This is a genomic window from Pseudomonas sp. CCC4.1, assembly GCF_035019225.1.
Taxonomy (GTDB): Bacteria; Pseudomonadota; Gammaproteobacteria; order Pseudomonadales; family Pseudomonadaceae; genus Aquipseudomonas; species Aquipseudomonas bubulae.
Window position 1 is genome coordinate 1 of the sequence record NZ_JASJWL010000001.1, and the last position, 15,331, is coordinate 15,331.

The following is a 15,331-nucleotide window of genomic DNA, read 5'->3' on the forward strand; positions in this document are numbered from 1 at the left end:
AGATGTGTATAAGAGACAGCTCGCGAAGGTCGTTCGCGAGCAGGCTCGCTCCCACAATAGGTCAGGGTATCTAAACGTATCTGTGTTGACCTGTTACAAAGCACTGCGTAGCCTTGCGCGTTCGAGGTTCTTCGCAGCGCGAAGCTAAGAAGGGAACGCGGTATGCCGCGGCTGCCCCCGCAACTGTAAACGGTCGTTGATCTTGCAATGCCACTGCTTCACAGGCGGGAAGGCGCAAGGTAGGTATCAGCCGTAAGCCAGGAGACCTGCCTCGTAACAGATTCTTACTTCAACCGGGCGGGGTGATCCGGTGGCGAAGACTGACCGCGCACTGCTTGCGGCCGTCGTCCCGTATGCCCGCCGTTTTGCCAAAGGGCATCCGATGAAAACACTGGCCAAAACCCCCGTCACTATCGTTACCGGCTTTCTCGGTTCGGGCAAGACTACCTTGCTGCGTCATATGCTGGACAACGCCAACGGCCGTCGCATTGCAGTGATCGTCAACGAATTCGGCGAACTGGGTATCGATGGCGAAATCCTCAAGCAATGCGCTATTGGCTGCACCGAAGAAGAGGCCAAGGGACGCGTCTATGAACTGGCCAATGGCTGCCTGTGCTGCACGGTGCAGGAAGAATTCTTCCCGGTGATGCGTGAGCTGGTGGCGCGCCGTGGCGATATCGACCATATCCTTATCGAAACCTCGGGCCTGGCCCTGCCAAAGCCGTTGGTTCAAGCCTTCCAGTGGCCGGAAATCCGCAGCGCCTGCACAGTTGACGCGGTGATTACCGTGGTCGACAGCCCGGCGGTGGCGGCTGGCACTTTCGCGGCCTTCCCGGATCAGGTAGATGCCCAGCGCAAGCTCGACCCTAACCTGGACCACGAGTCGCCGCTGCACGAGCTGTTTGCTGACCAACTGGCCAGTGCCGATCTGGTGATTCTCAACAAGGTTGACTTGATCAGCCCTGAAGACCTGGCCCGTGTACGTGCCGAAGTGGCTGAAGAACTGCCACCGGCGGTCAAGATCATCGAAGCCAGCAGCGGTCGCTTGCCGCTGGACGTGCTGCTGGGCCTGGAGACGGGTTCGGAAGACCATATCGATGGCCGCCACAGCCATCACGACCATCATCACGATGGCGATGATGACCACGACGACCACGATCACGATGCCTTCGACTCGATCTCTATCGAGCTGCCTCAGGCAGAGGAGCGCGCGCTGATGGATGCTCTGAGCCAACTGGTGGTCAAGCACGGCATTCTGCGGGTCAAGGGCTTTGCCGCGATTCCGGGCAAACCGATGCGCTTGCTGATCCAGGGCGTGGGCACGCGCTTTGACAAGCACTTCGATCGCGCCTGGGGCAGCGACGAAGCGCGTACCACCAAACTGGTGCTGATCGGCCAGGACCTGGACGCGGCCCTGCTCGAGTCCACCCTGCGTACAGCATTGAGCGCCTAAACCATGCATTTGCTCAGGACCCAGCCCGGCGGCTTTGTAGCGGACGACAATATTGCCGACCTCGGCCAGACCCCCGCCGAGCTGGTGATCCTGTGCAGCGGTGATTCAAGCCTGGCCCTGCTCGCCGAAGCGGCGCAGCAGTTGCCTGACGATTATCCAAGCCTGCGTCTGGCCAACCCGATGCAGGTGCAAAACCACGGCTCGGTCGACCTGTATGTCGATGAGGTCCTGCAACACGCCAAGGTTATTTTGTTGTCGCTGCACGGTGGCATCGGCTACTGGCGCTACGGCATTGAACGGCTGGTGCAACTGGCTGAACGCGGTGTGACCCTGATTCTGGTGCCCGGGGATGACCGCCCCGACCCGGAACTGGGCGCTCTGAGCACGGTACCCGCCGAACAGGCGGAGCGGCTCTGGCACTTTTTGCGCCAGGGCGGGCGGCATAACGCCCTGCAGCTTTATCGTTGCCTGGCCAGCCAATGGCTGGGCCGCGACTATGCCTGGGACGAACCGCACACCTTGCCCCGTACTGCCATTTATCATCCGGCCCATTCCAGCCCTGCACTGCAGGACTGGCAAGGCGACTGGCAGCCGGGCCAACCGGTGGCGGCGCTCTTGTTCTATCGCTCGCATTTGCAGGCGGCCAATACGGCATTTGTCGATGTGTTCTGCCAGCGACTGCAGGCGGCAGGGCTAAATCCGCTGCCGATTGCGGTCGCCAGCCTGAAGGAGCCGGGCTGCCTGGCGGTGGTACAGGACTTGCTCGATGAAGTTGGCGCAGGGGTCATTCTCAATACCACCGGGTTTGCCCAGTCCAGCCCGGAAGCTCCGCATTTGCGCCCGTTTCGCCGCAATATCCCGGTGATCCAGGCCATTTGTGCCCAGGACAACCAGCCCGGCTGGCAAGCCAGCGAGCAGGGTCTGGGCCCGCGGGACCTGGCCATGCACATTGCCTTGCCGGAACTGGACGGGCGGATCATCAGCCGGCCGATCAGCTTCAAGGACCTGGCGTGGCGCAGTGAGCGCAGTCAGTCGGATGTGGTGTGTTACAGAGCGCATCCCGAACGGATGGATTTTGTCGCAGAACTGGCACGGCGCTGGGTGGAGCTGGCACGTGTGCCGAACCCGCAAAAGCGTATCGCCCTGATCCTGGCCAACTACCCGACCCGCGATGGCCGTATCGGCAATGGCGTAGGGCTGGATACCCCGGCTGCGGCGCTGAATATTTTGCGCGCCTTGCAGGGCGAAGGCTACCCGGTGGCTGCTGAGCTCCCGGATACCGGCACCGCGTTGATTCAAGCTCTGTTGGGCGGTGTTAGCAACGACCTCGACAGCCTCGACCTGCGCCCGTGCCATCAAAGCCTTGGGCTGGATGAATACCAGGCGATGTTTAATCGTCTTCCAGAAGCCAATCGCCAGGCGGTGATTGAGCGTTGGGGCGAGCCACAGCACGACCCGATGTTTCGCAGCGGTCGCCTGATGATTGCCGGGCTGCGTTTTGGCCTGACCTTTGTCGGCATTCAACCGGCGCGGGGATATCAGGTCGATGCCAGTGCGGTCTACCATGACCCGGACCTGGTACCGCCCCATGCTTATCTGGCGTTTTATTTCTGGCTGCGCAACACCTACGGCGCCCATGCGGTGGTGCATGTGGGCAAGCATGGCAATCTGGAATGGTTGCCGGGCAAGGGCGTCGGGCTGTCTGAACACTGCTGGCCGGATGCTATTTTGGGCCCCATGCCCAACGTCTATCCGTTTATCGTCAATGATCCGGGTGAGGGCGCACAGGCCAAGCGCCGGACCCAGGCGGTCATTATTGACCACTTGATGCCGCCGCTGACCCGGGCCGAAACCTATGGCCCTCTGCGTGACCTGGAGCTGCTGGCCGACGAGTATTACGAAGCGCAACTGCTTGATCCGCGCCGGGCGCGGGAGTTGCAACGGGATATTCTCAAGCTGGTGCGCGATACCCATATCGACCGCGAGCTGCAACTGGACGCACACCTCGACAGCGACAGCGATGCCGCAATCTGGCTACCACGGCTGGATACCTACCTGTGCGACCTCAAGGAATCGCAAATCCGCGACGGCCTGCATATTTTTGGTGAATCGCCTGCCGGGCGTCTGCGCATCGACACCTTGCTGGCATTGCTGCGCATCCCCCGCGGTGATGGACGCGGGGCGCAATCAAGCGTGCTGCGGGCGTTGGCCAAAGCCTTCGGGCTGAGTTTTGATCCGCTGGACTGTGCGCTGGCCGAGCCCTGGACGGCACGTCGCCCCGCGCCTTTGCAAGCAGTCAGCGAGGCGCTGTGGCGCACCGCAGGCGATACCCGCGAACGTCTGGAACTGTATGCTGCGCATCTGATCGAGCAGGCGTTGGCGGGCACGTTGCAATTGCCCGACACCGAGCAATGGAGCGAAGTGCGAGGGATTTTTGAGGCGTTGCTTGGGGTTGTTGCACCGCGTCTGGATGCCTGCGGCCCGGCCGAGATGCAGGGTCTGCTCGATGCTCTGGCGGGGCGTTTTGTCCCTGCCGGCCCCAGTGGTGCACCGAGCCGCGGGCGCCTGGACGTACTGCCTACCGGGCGTAATTTCTTTTCCGTGGATGTACGCAACTTGCCCACCACCACGGCCTGGCGTATCGGTTTTCAGTCGGCCAACCTGATTCTTGAGCGTCATTTGCAGGACCACGGCGATCACCTGCGTCAGCTCGGCCTGTCGGTATGGGGCACTGCGACCATGCGCACCGGCGGTGATGATATCGCCCAGGCCATGGCGCTGATGGGCGTGCGCCCGGTGTGGGCCACGGGTAGCCAGCGGGTGGATGACTTTGAAATCCTCCCGGTGAGCCTGCTGGACCGGCCGCGGGTGGACGTGACCTTGCGTGTATCCGGGTTCTTCCGTGATGCCTTTGCCAATCTTATTCGCCTGTTCGATGCCGCTGTTCAGGCGGTGGCGGCGCTGGACGAACCTGATGACCTGAATCCGCTCGCGGCAAAAGTGCGCAGCGAGCGTGAACAGCTGGAGCGCGAAGGGCTGGCCCCGGAACTGGCGGCCCGTCAGGCGGGCTGGCGGGTGTTTGGTGCCAAACCCGGGGCTTACGGTGCCGGGGTACAGAACGCAATCGATGGGCGTTTGTGGCAAAGCCGCGACGACCTGGCCGAGGTGTATCTGAACTGGGGCGGTTATGCCTATGGCGGCGCCGATGAAGGCACGGCGGCCCGCGGTCAGTTTGCCCAGCGATTGGGGCAGATGCAGGCGGTGGTACAAAATCAGGACAACCGTGAACATGACCTGCTCGATTCCAATGACTACTACCAGTTTCAGGGCGGCATGCTGGCGGCGGTAGAGAGCTTGCGTGGGGAGGCCGCAGCCAGCTACCACGGCGACCACAGCCAGCCGGATCTGCCGAAGATCCGTACGCTCAAGGAAGAGTTGAACCGGGTTATCCGATCCCGTGCGGCCAACCCGAAATGGATAGAAGGGGTCAAACGCCATGGTTACAAAGGCGCATTTGAAATGGCCGCTACCCTGGACAACCTGTTTGCCTTTGATGCAACCACGCACCTGATCGATGATCATCAATATGCATTGCTGGCGGATGCCTATTTGCTGGACCCGGATACCCGTGAGTTTGTGCGTGAGCACAACCCGCATGCCCTGCGCGACATGACTGAACGCATGCTCGAAGCGCAGCAGCGCGGGCTGTGGAGTGAACCGGGGGAGTATCAAGCGGCGCTGGAGAATCTGTTGCTGGATATAGAGGAAGAGTAACCAGGCAACCCTCACCCTAACCCTCTCCCGGAGGGAGAGGGGACTGATCGGGGGATGTTCAGGATTTATACCTCACCAAAAATCGGCCCCCTCTCCCTTTGGGAGAGGGCTGGGGTGAGGAGCTTTTGAGGCCGATCAATATTCTAAAATCTGGAGCCCGAAAACATGACTGACACCCCACATTTCCCGTTATCGGCGGTGGTCGGCGCGGACTCATTGAAACTGGCGCTGTGCCTGACCGCCATTGACCCGAAAATTGGCGGCGTACTCATCGAAGGCCCGCGCGGCATGGCCAAGTCGACGCTGGCACGCGGTCTGGCCGACCTGCTTGCCAGCGGCCAGTTTGTCACCTTGCCGTTGGGCGCAACCGAAGAGCGTCTGGTTGGTACCCTCGACCTGGATGCCGCACTGGGCCAGGGCAAGGCGCAGTTCTCCCCGGGGGTGCTGGCCAAGGCCGACGGCGGCGTGCTCTACGTCGATGAAGTCAACCTGCTTGCCGACCATCTGGTGGACGTGCTGCTGGACGTGGCAGCGAGCGGCACCAATGTGGTCGAGCGTGATGGTATCTCCCATCGGCATGCTGCGCGTTTCGTGCTGATTGGTACCATGAATCCGGAAGAAGGCGAGTTGCGCCCGCAGTTGCTCGACCGCTTCGGCCTGAATGTGATGCTCAGCGGCCAGCCGCAACCGGAAGAACGCAGCGAAATCATCCGCCGGCGCCTGGCCTTTGACGCTGATCCGCAGAAGTTTTGCGCGCAATGGGATGAGGCGCAAACGACCTTGCGCGAGCGCTGCCAGCAGGCCCGTGAACGGCTGGGCAGCATCGCTCTGGATGATCAGTCTCTGGCTGTTGTAACTGAGCGCTGTTTTGCCGCCGCGGTGGATGGCATGCGTGCCGACCTGGTCTGGCTGCGCGCAGCGCGGGCCCATGCCGCCTGGCGCGGGGCCACGGCCATCAGCCTGGACGATATTGATGCCGTGGCCGAGTTTGCCTTGCGTCATCGCCGCCGAGAACCTAAAGGCCAGGCGTCAACACCACCACCGCAGTCACCCCCTCAGGCCAGCAATGCTTCGCCTCAATCGGGGCAGGGCCAGTGGGGCGAACTGCCTGCACAGGTGCAACCCATGGGCGCGCGCCGTGAAGTGCCGAGCTGGCCAAAAAAGCCCTAGGCATCCGCCCCCGTTCTGCAGTGGGGGCGGATGCCAGGCCCCGGTCAGGTCAGCTCTCTGCGGGCAGGCAAGGCGCAAGCCGCAGCGCCGGCAGCGGGATGATCGACTGGGTGAAAACCCTGCTCGGCGGTCGTCCCCGGCTGCACGCTGATCTGGCCTGGAAAACCCGGCAAAGTGCAGCGCCGGAACTCTGGCTGGTGGTGGTGGATGCGTCTGCTTCAACCCGTCGCCATCAGGCGCTGAGTGACGCCAAGGGGCTGCTGGCCCAACTGTTTGAAGATGCGTATCGCCAGCGGGTGCGGGTGGCGGTGATGACGGTCAGCGCAAAGGCGCCGCAGTGGCAGGTCATCGGCTCCAAGGCGTCTGCTGCCTTGAATGACTGGTTGCAGGGCTTGGGTGCTGGAGGCGGGACGCCTTTGCTGGAGGCCTTGCAGGAAGTCGCTGACTGGCTTGAAAGGCGCCGCAAACAGTGTCCAGAGGAACAACAGCGCTTTTTACTGTTGACCGATGGCCGACTGAAAGAGTGGTCAACGCTGCCGGCCATTGACTGCCCGGGACTGTTGATCGATATCGAGCGTGGCCCGCTTCGTTTGGGCCGCTCGCGTCAAATGGCCGCCGAGTTGAATGCAGAGTATGTACACATTGATGGCTGATTATTTGTGGGAGCTGGTCAACCAGCTCCCAAATCAGTCAGCCGCTTCTCAAGCAGGCATGACCCAAGGCTGCAGGGTGTAGCCTTCGCTGCTGATCTCGGCGCGGGCTTGTGCCAGCAGGCTTTCCAGCTGAGCGGCGTCAGCGCAGGCGCTGCGCGGGATCTGTTTGCGGCCGATACGGGTATTGGTGCGATCGATAACAGTCAGGCTCAACTCGCCATGACCATCCTGTGCAGCCCAGGCAACGCATTGAAAAGGTTCAAAAGCGTGGCCGGCAATCAAAAGAGCTTCGTTGAAACGGAGCGGGGCGTTCATAGGGTGTTCTCTCAAGTATGCCCATCAAGTGATTAACCGTCGGCTGGGCTTACCGTTCGGTTGGTTACTTGTACTGATGACTTTAGAGGGGCATCAGGTCACACACTTTCGTCATATTTTTAAAAGTTTTTTTATATGACTGATCCAGATCAATTTTCAGTGAGTGTATCTATCGCCCCTGCTCTTGGAACGAGGCTGTACAGTTTGATTGGCTATTAGGGTTATAAACAAACGATCCAGAAAGCGCCCAATGGCTTGCTAAGGTTACGCGTAAGTTGAACAAGGGACTGTTTTTAATGCTGTTTTATGTTTTTCTGGCGCCAAGGAACAGTCATGCTTGCAATGTCCTCTCCCCGACGTCTGCTGGTGGTCGATCCCTGTGCGGATTGTCATGAATTGCTCCCCGGTCTGCGAACCATAGGCTGGGCGGTCGACAGCTGCACTCTGGCAACCGTTGTTGACCGCTCTTGCGATGTTGGCCTGTTCAGGCTGCAACCTTTTCATCTGGAACGTCCCGAAGCGGTAAAAGACATGATCAGTCGCAGTGGTACCGAGTGGATTGCGGCGCTCACCCCTGACGTACTGAAAATGAACAATGTGGGGGATTTTGTCTGCGAATGGTTTTTTGACTTTCACACCTTGCCCTTTGACGTCTCCCGGGTCCAGGTCACACTCGGCCGGGCCTTTGGCATGGCGTGCCTGCGAGGGCAAACTTCAACCCCGTCCGATGTACAGGAAGATGAACTGCTGGGTGACAGCCGATTGATGCGGGACCTGCGCATGACGGTGAGCAAATTTGCACCCACCCAGTCGCCCATCCTGATTCGCGGCGAGAGCGGTACGGGCAAGGAACTGGTCGCCCGCACACTGCACCGTCAATCCCAGCGCAACGGCAAACCCTTTATTGCAATCAATTGCGGCTCCATTCCCGACCACTTGATCCAGTCTGAGCTGTTCGGCCATGAAAAGGGCTCCTTCACCGGCGCCCATCAGCGCAGGGTTGGACGCATTGAGGCCGCGAATGGCGGTACGCTTTTTCTGGATGAAATTGGCGATCTGCCGTTGGAATTACAAGCCAGCCTGTTACGCTTTTTGCAGGAAAAACACATCGAGAGAGTCGGCGGCAACCAGCCGATCCCCATCGATGTTCGTATTCTGGCAGCGACCCATGTTGATCTCGAGGCGGCAGTCGCCAACGGTCAATTTCGTGAAGACCTGTATTACCGCCTCAACGTGTTGCAATTAACCACCGCCCCCTTGCGAGAGCGACATGGTGACCTGGCCATGCTGGCCAGTCACTTTGCCCGTTTCTACAGTCTGGAAACAGGCCGTCGCCCGCGTACGTTCAGTGACGAGGCGTTGATTGCCATGGGCAATCATGGCTGGCCGGGAAATGTCCGCGAGCTGGCCAACCGCGTGCGTCGTGGCCTGGTATTGGCCGAAGGGCGGCAGATCGAAGCGCATGATCTGGGCCTGGAGTTGCGCCCGTTGTTGGTCGGCACGATGAACACCCTTGAACAATACAAGGACCGCGCCGAACGCCAGGCACTGTGCGAGGTGCTGGACCGGCACAGCGACAATTTGAGCATGGCCGCCAAGGTGCTTGGGGTTTCGCGGCCGACATTTTATCGGTTACTGCACAAGCATCACATTCGTTAAAAACAGCAAAAGGCCCCCAGCGCTCAAGCGCGGAGGGCCTTTTGCTGTTTAGAAGTAGTAAGGGAATTTCAGGCTGAAGGTGAAGTCTGGCGCATCGTCGGTCAAGCCTATGGACAGGTTGGGCACGATGGTCAGGTTATCGGTCGCTGCTACGGTCATGCCGATATTGAAGTAACCGGCGTTGGCATCACTGGTGGTAACTGTTTGCCAGTCACCGCCATCCTGCTTGAGTTTGCTCTTTTTCTGAATCAGGTCGGAGACGGAAAACGACATACTCATTTTTTCGTTGAGGGCAAAAGCAACCCCTGCGCCAATCTGGAAGCTGTCACCCAGTTTGACCTTGCCAGGCTGCTTCAGGTTTTGCGTGGAACTGATGTCGTCAAATGACTCTTCAAGGTTATGGGTATACGAGAGAGAGCCGAACAGCACAGCTGGGTCGAAGGTCTTGACCAGGGAAATGGCAGGGCTGATCGACCACACACCATTGCCGGTGGGCAGGTCTTCAGGGACAAACAAGTTGGTGTTTTCAGAGGCTTTGACCAGTTTGATGCCAAACGGGTCCTTGCCGGTGGGGGCCTTGACCCGCACGCTGAAGACTGCATCCGGGGTATTGACCGACTCGTCGAGGAACTTGTACGCGACTCCGAAGTTGACGTCGCCAATGGTCGGGTCGCGGGTGACCGTTTGCTCTGAAGTGGCTTGCGCATCACCGCCGTTGGCCCCGCCGGACTGGTAAGTACTCTCGCGGTAAATCACCGGAACGTTAACGTCAAACTGCCAGCGGTTATCCAGGTTATAGCGTCCGGTGAGGTCAAGGGTCCAGTTGTCGGCCTTGATCCGGTCGAGGTTGAGGTTGCCCAGGAAAATTGAATCCAGCGCCAGAAAACCATTGAGAATCAGCTGGCGTGTGTCATAACGCGAATAGGTAATACCCGTTTCGAGGCTGAACTTGCCGCCGCCGAAAAAGCCGCTGGCTTCATCGTAGAGGTTGACCACACTCTGGGCGGGGGCGGAGTCATCCTTGAGCGCGGCGCCATAAGAGCTGCCTTGTGCAGCGGTACTGGTGCCACTGGCAGCCGTAACGTTCTGGTTGCCCTTCATGTCGGCCGGTGATTTGGCCAGGCGCCTGGGTTGCGGCGTCGCAGGCTGATCCTCAACTTCACGCACCCGTTGCTCAAGCACTGCCAGGGCTTTTTGCTGTTGTTCGTAACGTTGGCGAAGCTCCATAAGTTCTTGTTTTAGTAGCGCTAGATCGGCATCAGCCGCTGCATATAACAGGGGTGACGGGAATATAGTGCTCATACATACAACTGCGCGAAAGGTTATCGATCGATGCATGAAATAAGCCGTCCAGATAAGCCAAGTTGTAGAGCCTGAGCCTAGTTCAATAACCCATATTGCGAAGGCCTTTTAATTGATTGAGGTTGCAATCGAGCGCGCCGGGGCTGGGCAGGTTGTTACCCAGCACCACGTTAAGTTGTGCCATGTTATTGACCCTATTACCGCCGCCCAGCAAAGTAGTGCTTTGCAATACGCCACCCTGGGCGATTTGCTGCAGTGAGTTGCCTTGATTGTTGTTGGCCTGGATGGCCAGCTGAACGCCCCCAGCCGTGGCCGAGACGGTCACATTGCCCGCACCAGCAGCCTGGGTGATGGACGTATTGGTCGTGAGTAAAACCCCTTGCTGGTTGACCACGGGGGCCTGGTCGGCCTCGCTGACATTGATGTCGACGTTGTTATAGGCGCTGTTGTTGTCACCCGCAGCCCGAACGCTCTGGGTGACGCCCTGGGCTGTGGTCAGGCCCGCACCACCGGTAACCGAACCAGTGCCGTTTGAGCCAGGGGCACCGTTACCGGCAGAACTGTAAGTGGACACGTAAAACTTGGGTTCAATGGTGTTTTGCACATACATGGAAGTACTGGCGCCGACTACGCCACCATTGCTGCTGGTCCAGGTACTGTTCATCACGATGCCGAAACTGATGATCCGCCCGGGCATCACATAGCGGCCGCGCAACTCGGCCATTTCAGTGTCTTTCAATTCAACCGGTTTAAAGGACGCCGCCTGGGCGTGCAGGCTGGTCGCAAGGCATGCGGCAATCAGCCAAATGGAAGTATTCATGTACGGCTCCTGGAGCGTCGGGCCCCGTAGTCATGATTGACGCACCTTAAAAAAAGTCGCTTTGGATAAAACCGAAGTCCATGAGTTCTGCGTCTTTGACCGGGTTAAACCCGTCGAGCTGGTTTTTTGCGGTCAGCGGGGCAGGCGGGGTCAATAACGCATTGGTCTTGTCGTAACCGGGGCCGATGATGGCAAACACAATGCCATTCCAGCCTTTGAGGAAATCTGCGTGGGAGTAGCGCTTGTGCCCCAGTACAGGGTCGCCGATATACACCCAGTCTTTTTGCGCGCGTTGCAGCACCACAAAGTGCTTGTAGCCACGGATGTCCAGTAGCACCACAACGGGTATGTTCACGCTTTCAAGGCTCTGCGCCGGAATTCGGTAACCCCGGGCGCGCATGCCGATGCTCTCAACGTAGCGCTTCATGTCGAGCATTGAGAAGCCCTGGGTGCGAACCAGATCCTGATCAGCGTTTTGCAGCATCCCCTTGATGATCTGGTCTTCGTTGACGTCCAGCCAATAGGCCTGACGCAGCACGGTGGCGAGCGCCGCAGCGCCGCAACTGAAATCGGTTTTTTGTTCAACGATATCCGCAAAGCGCCTTTCACGAATGCTCTGCACCTGCTTGAACACCAGGTTGCCGCCAGGCAGGGCAGCGATTGGCATCTGTGCGGCATGGGCCATTGCGCTCAGGCCGAGGAAGAGGGTGAGGGCGACAATACGCATGATTGATACGCCTGAATAAGGAAAAAGGGTCTCATAAACGAGACCCTTCTTTAGCGTCGCGACTACATGCAGACCTTGCAGCCGGCAGCGATGGACAGCGAGTTGCTTTGTTGGTTGCCGGTACCTGCCGCAATATTGGCACCGCCATTACCCGAGTAGCCATTGAACGAATGGTCCATGGTGGCGTTGTTGACGACAGGGGTTTTGTTGTTCCAGCCCGACCCTTGATTCCAGGTATTCACATTGCTCAGGTAAGACGCACCGGCTTCGTTGATCACCGACAGGTTGTTCGAGGTTTGCGAGGCGGTTGCCCCGGCGCTGGCGATACGACCATTGGATACGGCGATGGCCAGGTTGTTTTTCTGTTGGTTGAACTCGCCCGAAGCAACGTTTATGCCGACGTTACCCGAACTGCCATTGGCCGAGCTTTTGATCGAGGCGTTGTTTTGTGCGCCATAGTTGTGCGAGTTGTTGTGGCTGTTGGTCTGGGTGGCGCTGGTCAGGGACGCAGCGGTACCAAACACAAAGCTCTCGTCTGAAGTGGCGATCGCTACGGCGTTGTCTTGCTGGTTGCCGGAGCCGGAAGCGGCGTTCGCGCCCATGTTGCCTTCAGACCCTTTGATCGAGTCCTTGATGGTTGCATTGTTTTCGACCGCCTTGTTGGTCACTTTGTTGTTGTGACTGTTTTGCACGTCAATCACGACTGCAGCGGCGGCGGCATTAGGGTCAAGGGTGTATGCAGGCGGTGTCGATGGAGGCGGCGGATTGTTGTTGCCGTTGCCGTTGCCGTTACCGTTGGCTTGAGCAGATACGGCCACCAGTGTTGCCAGAGCGAAAGCCAGTGGCTTCAGAGCGATTGACGGTTTCATGGTGTTTCTCCGTGCATCATTAGTTGGGTTAAGTGTTGGCACTTTCCAATTGCACTGCGTTGTTGCCGGGTCAGTCAGCAACCCGGATATTCAGGGTGTTAGCCATGCGGTTCCCCACCCCTGCACTCTGGTTCAACTGCACCACCCCTCGGCTGCCGGTGAAGGCCTGATCGCTGGTAACGATCTGGCGACTGCCGCTGGCGGGGGATGCGGTACCCGAGTCTGGAAGCAGCGCCACGTTCTGCTGGGACAAGGCGCTGTCGTCGATACCTTGCGGCCGGGCACTGATGCTGACCCGCACGGCATTGACCATCTGGTTATTGGCTCCGGCTGACTGGTTGATACCGATCACGCCGCTGCCATTACTGAAGGAATTGCCACCGATAGTTGCCCGGGCATTGAGCGAGGTGTCGGCGGGGGTATTGAGTTTCTGGGTCACTGCAGTCGTAGCGCGTGCCTCGGTGCCGATGGCAATTGCACGGATATTGACTTGCTGTTGCTGATCGCCAGAGGCCTGGTTAAGCGAGACATTGCCATGGTAGTTGGCCCCCGAATCCTTGATCGTGGCGTTGTTATCGGAAGCCGCCACAGCGAAGGAGGTGACCAGCAGCGCGGCAATCAGTGCAGGCAGGCGGCAGGCAATCATGTTATTTCCCCTGGCCCAGGGCAGAGAGCGGGCGCATCCCTTGGCTAATGCTGTTGCCAATCGTGCCGGAAATGCTGTTTGCGCTGCCGCCAGCATGACCATTGCTCATGCCTGGCAGGCCGTTGCTGGTGGTGAGGCCGGGCAGTGTGTTACCACTGGGCATAATGGACCGGGTGATCGCAGTTCCGCTGCTGACGCTGGCAAAATCACCATCGCTCAGCTCACGGGTTGCACCCATGACTTGAACCAAGGGGCTGGCATTGACGGTTAGCGGGTCAGGATCGGGATGCATGGGCGGATTGCCCACCGCATGGGGTTGCACGGTACGGGTAAGCACTATCTCGCCATTACCGGCGCCCTGAACAACGGCGCACCAGCCCAGCAAGGCGCTCAGGCTGCAAGCCATCAGCAGGTGACCATTACCACAACATGCGTGCCCCATGACTGTGCTCCCTTATCGACGCTGGCCCTGGCAAGCGTGATAGGAAGAGAGCATGAGCTGTGCCATTTCTAATTTAATGTTTGAAAACAACAGCACACAGCACGATGACTGTTCCGGGCGGGATCAGGTGTAACGAACATGAGATGTCAGTGTGCAGCCCCGGCCCTTGTACAATAAGGGCCGGGTTGCAAATTACGTGGGGCAGGGGGGTGTCTCGTTAACCTTACAGTTGCGCAAAGTCGTGCCTCAAACCAATGTTTTAGAGGCTTCACGAAATTTTCATGTAACAGCAACGGACATTGGCAAGAAGCTGAAAGCATTAAGTAACTCGCTTGCCAGTTGTTTGTTGTAAACAACCTAACTTATGGACTAATACTGTCTGAGCAAGTTTCCCGACTACCCATTAATTGTTCGACTGCGGCGCAGGCATGCTGTTGCCGGGCCTGCCAGTCGCCGGTTATCACTTGTACGGTTTGTTGATGATCGGTGAGCCAGTCAAGACTGGCCGCAAAAAACGCCTGGCGTTCCGCCAGTGAGGGTTGGCAGCGTTGACCGTCAGCGGTCCACTCCACATCGTCGGGGGACAGCAGCAAATGCAGGTCGTAGTGGCGCTTGAGCAGTTCAGTTTCAAGCCACTGTGGGCAGTCACCAAACAGGGTCTGGCTCCAGAGGATATTGCTGAGTAAATGGGTATCCAGAATCAGCAGCGCGGGGTGTTGGGCGCGCGCTTCGTCTTCCCAGCGAAGCTGCCCGAGAGCGATGTCCGGAATATCGGCCAGGCAGGTCTCGCGAGGGTTTTGCTCGATAAAGTAGCGCACATACTCGCCCACCATGGTGCCGCCAAAGCGCTGCTGCAATAACGCAGCGAGCCAGCTCTTGCCACTCGACTCCGGCCCCGCCAGAACGACCACCTTCATGTGCGCAGCGCCGGGTCGCGGCGCCAGTCACGCCAGCCTTGAATGGCTATCAGGGTAAACAACGCGTACAGGCCGGCGGTGAAGTACAGGTCCTGCCAGGCAAAAAAGCCGATATAAAGCACATCGATGACACACCACAATGCCCAACACTGCAGGCGTTTTTGCGCCATCCATAATTGGGCAACCAGACTGAAGGCTGTCAGCGTGGCATCTGACCAGGGGAAAGTGGAATCGGTCCAATGGGCCATTGAGGCGCCGAGAACCACGCTGCCGATGGCGCCTGCAATCACCCCGCCCAGCACTTGCAATGGGCTTAACCGGCTGACGACACGGCCTTCATGCTGTGCCCCTGCGCGTGTCCACTGCCACCAGCCATAGACTTGCAACAGGGCAAAAAATACCTGCAGGAGCATGCCTGAATACAGTTTGATCTCGAAGAAGATCCAGCTGTAGAGCAGCACCATCACCAGACCGATGGGCCAGCACCAGGGGTTCTGTTTGACTGTCAACCAGACAGCAATGACGCCGAGTGCGGCGGCAAACAGTTCAAGCCCTGACATTGGGATTCCTTGGGGAGAGAGAAG

The 15,331-nt window shown here is 58.9% G+C and carries 14 protein-coding genes and 1 riboswitch; of the genes, 5 read left to right on the plus strand and 9 right to left on the minus strand.

All coding sequences use genetic code 11. From position 1 onward, the window contains the following. The first annotated feature begins 107 nt into the window (after positions 1-107). Positions 108-289: riboswitch (cobalamin riboswitch) on the plus strand. Positions 290-382: 93 nt separating this feature from the next. The 4 genes from cobW (at position 383) to QN377_RS00020 (ending at position 7,050) form a co-directional block, all read left to right on the plus strand. Continuing rightward, a complete protein-coding gene (gene cobW / locus QN377_RS00005; protein ID WP_095019216.1) occupies positions 383-1,453 on the plus strand; it encodes a cobalamin biosynthesis protein CobW in 1,071 nt (356 codons plus the stop codon). Between the two features lie 3 nt (positions 1,454-1,456). Next, positions 1,457-5,227 (plus strand): cobaltochelatase subunit CobN, encoded by a 3,771-nt coding sequence (gene cobN / locus QN377_RS00010; RefSeq protein WP_095019209.1) that lies wholly within the window; start codon positions 1,457-1,459, stop codon positions 5,225-5,227. Between the two features lie 165 nt (positions 5,228-5,392). Beyond that, the gene (locus tag QN377_RS00015; RefSeq protein WP_095000292.1) at positions 5,393-6,397 is read left to right on the plus strand and encodes an ATP-binding protein; all 1,005 of its coding nucleotides are present in this window, start codon (positions 5,393-5,395) and stop codon (positions 6,395-6,397) included. A 98-nt stretch (positions 6,398-6,495) separates the two neighbouring features. Next, a complete protein-coding gene (locus QN377_RS00020) occupies positions 6,496-7,050 on the plus strand; it encodes a vWA domain-containing protein (protein ID WP_095038825.1) in 555 nt (184 codons plus the stop codon). Between the two features lie 48 nt (positions 7,051-7,098). Here the strand turns inward: QN377_RS00020 and QN377_RS00025 are convergent, their stop codons facing one another. Continuing rightward, a complete protein-coding gene (locus tag QN377_RS00025) occupies positions 7,099-7,365 on the minus strand; it encodes a hypothetical protein (RefSeq protein WP_095000290.1) in 267 nt (88 codons plus the stop codon). Positions 7,366-7,698: 333 nt separating this feature from the next. Between QN377_RS00025 and QN377_RS00030 the strand changes: the two genes are divergently transcribed. Beyond that, positions 7,699-9,024, plus strand: coding sequence for a sigma-54 dependent transcriptional regulator (locus tag QN377_RS00030; protein ID WP_095000289.1), 1,326 nt, complete (start codon positions 7,699-7,701; stop codon positions 9,022-9,024). A 48-nt stretch (positions 9,025-9,072) separates the two neighbouring features. Here the strand turns inward: QN377_RS00030 and QN377_RS00035 are convergent, their stop codons facing one another. The 8 genes from QN377_RS00035 to pnuC form a co-directional block, all read right to left on the minus strand. After that, entirely contained in the window at positions 9,073-10,362 is a 1,290-nt protein-coding gene (locus tag QN377_RS00035) for a transporter (protein ID WP_095000288.1), read from the minus strand. A 46-nt stretch (positions 10,363-10,408) separates the two neighbouring features. Beyond that, positions 10,409-11,146, minus strand: coding sequence for a hypothetical protein (locus QN377_RS00040; protein WP_095024693.1), 738 nt, complete (start codon positions 11,144-11,146; stop codon positions 10,409-10,411). 46 nt (positions 11,147-11,192) lie between these two features. Further along, complete coding sequence (locus tag QN377_RS00045; protein WP_095000286.1) at positions 11,193-11,873, minus strand: C39 family peptidase; 681 nt, start codon at positions 11,871-11,873, stop codon at positions 11,193-11,195. 62 nt (positions 11,874-11,935) lie between these two features. Then, positions 11,936-12,742, minus strand: a complete 807-nt coding sequence (locus QN377_RS00050; protein WP_322212918.1) for a heme utilization protein — start codon at positions 12,740-12,742, stop codon at positions 11,936-11,938. Positions 12,743-12,812: 70 nt separating this feature from the next. Further along, positions 12,813-13,388, minus strand: coding sequence for an adhesin (locus QN377_RS00055; protein ID WP_133144590.1), 576 nt, complete (start codon positions 13,386-13,388; stop codon positions 12,813-12,815). Position 13,389: 1 nt separating this feature from the next. Next, entirely contained in the window at positions 13,390-13,830 is a 441-nt protein-coding gene (locus QN377_RS00060; protein WP_095023890.1) for a hypothetical protein, read from the minus strand. A 362-nt stretch (positions 13,831-14,192) separates the two neighbouring features. Further along, complete coding sequence (locus QN377_RS00065; protein ID WP_095023891.1) at positions 14,193-14,747, minus strand: AAA family ATPase; 555 nt, start codon at positions 14,745-14,747, stop codon at positions 14,193-14,195. Beyond that, a complete protein-coding gene (pnuC, locus tag QN377_RS00070) occupies positions 14,744-15,307 on the minus strand; it encodes a nicotinamide riboside transporter PnuC (RefSeq protein WP_095000282.1) in 564 nt (187 codons plus the stop codon). The genes QN377_RS00065 and pnuC overlap by 4 nt, the downstream gene beginning before the upstream one ends. Positions 15,308-15,331 lie beyond the last annotated feature (24 nt).